Here is a 1,603-nt window from a genome sequence, read left to right as displayed (position 1 = left end):
TATTGTCAAATCGTCTCGCGAGCGGCGAGTTTTTTTGGAGAACGCCGCTCCCCGTTATTCTCTGAGGTTCGGAGGTATCGGATGAAGGAGATTTTGATTGACGAGGTACTGCACGCGATGTATGAGCATCTCGACCGTGGACAGCGAAAGACGCTGCGCGCAACTATGGAAAAGGCACTGTATCTCTACGAAGTGACGGTGCGTGATACAGATGAGGTGCGTTATGAGAGTGATCTCCTCGTGACGAAGTTCATCGAGGCGAAACGTATAGAGGGCTGTTCATCCAAGACACTGCATTACTATGAGAAGTCCATTCGGACGATGCTCGCCCATGTGCAAAAGGAAGTCGTTCATACAACGACGGAGGATTTGCGTTCCTATTTGACGAGCTATCAGGAGCGTGGTGGGCTGAGTCGCGTCACGGTGGACAACGTACGGCGGATTTTATCGAGCTTCTTTGCATGGTTGGAGGATGAGGACTATATTGTGAAGAGCCCCGTGCGCCGCATTCATCGGGTTAAGACGGCAGAGAATATCAAGGCGACCTATAGCGACGAAGAACTCGAAGCGATGCGGGATAGTTGTCATGAGTCGCGGGATTTAGCGATGATCGATATGCTTGCATCAACAGGGATGCGCGTCGGTGAGATGGTTCGTCTGAATCGCAGCGATGTGGATTTTAATGAACGAGAATGTGTTGTACTGGGCAAGGGGAATAAGGAGCGCATTGTATATTTCGATGCAAGGACGAAGATTCATCTACAAGCATATTTGGAGAGTCGTACGGATGGAGAAGCGGCACTCTTTGTGGGACTGCGTTCCCCTCGTTCCCGTTTGAGCATCAGCGGCATTGAGTCCAGACTGCGTACGCTCGGGCGGCGGATCGGGATGGAGAAAGTTCATCCGCATAAGTTCCGACGTACGCTCGCGACGCGCGCGATTGACAAGGGGATGCCGATTGAGCAACTGCAACAGCTGCTTGGACATAAGCGCATTGACACGACGCTTCACTATGCGATGGTGAAGCAGAGCAATGTGAAGGCTGCGCATCGGAAGTTTATTGGGTGAGGAGAAAGTATGAATTCGTGGAATTGTATTCGATTGGGCGATGTATGTTGCGTAAATACAGAAGCTTACTCCGAAAAAGAGCGATGGGATTACGTTCATTATCTGGACACAGGCAACATCACGAAAAATTGTATAGACGAAATTCAATATATTGATCTTATGAAAGAGAAACTGCCGAGCCGCACAAGGAGAAAGGTAAAATATAATAGTATTCTGTATTCAACGGTACGACCGAATCAATGTCATTATGGCATCGTGAAGGAACAGTCGTCAAATTTTTTGGTGTCGACAGGATTTTCTGTCATAGATGTAATAGATGAGCGCGTTGATGCAGATTTTCTATACTGTTATCTGACAATGAATACCGTTACTGAAAAAATGCACGCGATTGCAGAACAGAGCACGTCTGCATATCCGGCGATTAAATCCTCGGATATAGAAGATTTAGAACTGAAACTTCCTGATATACTGACGCAAAAACGCATAGCATCTTTTTTGATGAGTTTAGAGCATAAAATAACTAACAATACGAAGC

2 protein-coding genes are annotated in these 1,603 nt (G+C 47.2%); both read left to right on the top strand.

Annotated features, from left to right (window positions below; genetic code table 11):
• The first annotated feature begins 81 nt into the window (after positions 1-81).
• A complete protein-coding gene (gene xerA, locus HMPREF9166_RS11585) occupies positions 82-1,068 on the top strand; it encodes a site-specific tyrosine recombinase/integron integrase (RefSeq protein WP_009443035.1) in 987 nt (328 codons plus the stop codon).
• Between the two features lie 9 nt (positions 1,069-1,077).
• Positions 1,078-1,603, top strand: a 526-nt coding sequence (locus HMPREF9166_RS11580) for a restriction endonuclease subunit S (RefSeq protein ID WP_009443034.1), incomplete at its 3' end; no start/stop codon positions are given.

It is taken from the genome of Selenomonas sp. oral taxon 149 str. 67H29BP, from assembly GCF_000146365.1.
GTDB classification, from domain to species: Bacteria; Bacillota; Negativicutes; order Selenomonadales; family Selenomonadaceae; genus Centipeda; species Centipeda felix.
Note: the sequence above shows the minus strand (reverse complement) of the source record. Positions and strands in the feature narration are given on the sequence as shown.

Bases quoted from the DNA above. Each gene is read 5' to 3' on its own strand.
- xerA (WP_009443035.1), top strand. From the start codon at position 82: ATGAAGGAGATTTTGATTGACGAGGTACTGCACGCGATGTATGAGCAT.